The organism is Bradyrhizobium sp. Kon69, assembly GCF_055807515.1.
This window is the reverse complement of sequence record NZ_JBVVOS010000595.1, coordinates 1-234: the sequence shown is the minus strand read 5'-3', so window position 1 is coordinate 234 and position 234 is coordinate 1. Positions and strand designations below refer to the sequence as shown.

Sequence of the window (234 nt, the reverse complement as noted above, 5' to 3'; positions counted from 1 at the left end):
CACCGGTCGAGGATGCGAGCCACTCGCCCTACACACTCAATGTGCAGGCCGCCAGCCCCCAGGCGCTGACGGACAAAGTGCAAACCCTGCTCAGCCACCTTTACGAAAGCGTGCCGGCTCAGTCGCCACTGAGCGAAGAGCCGGCCCCGGTAGTGCCGATGTCGCCCCTCGAAGAGGCGCTGCTGGGTGACTACGACGTTCACGGTGTAAGCCTCACCACACCGTGGGGCAACC

Annotated in this window: 1 protein-coding gene; it reads left to right on the top strand. The window is 65.0% G+C overall.

The genetic code is table 11. The annotated features are described in order from the left end of the window. Window positions 1–234, top strand: a 234-nt coding sequence (locus AC0L3U_RS40280; protein WP_473365255.1) for a hypothetical protein, incomplete at both ends; no start/stop codon positions are given.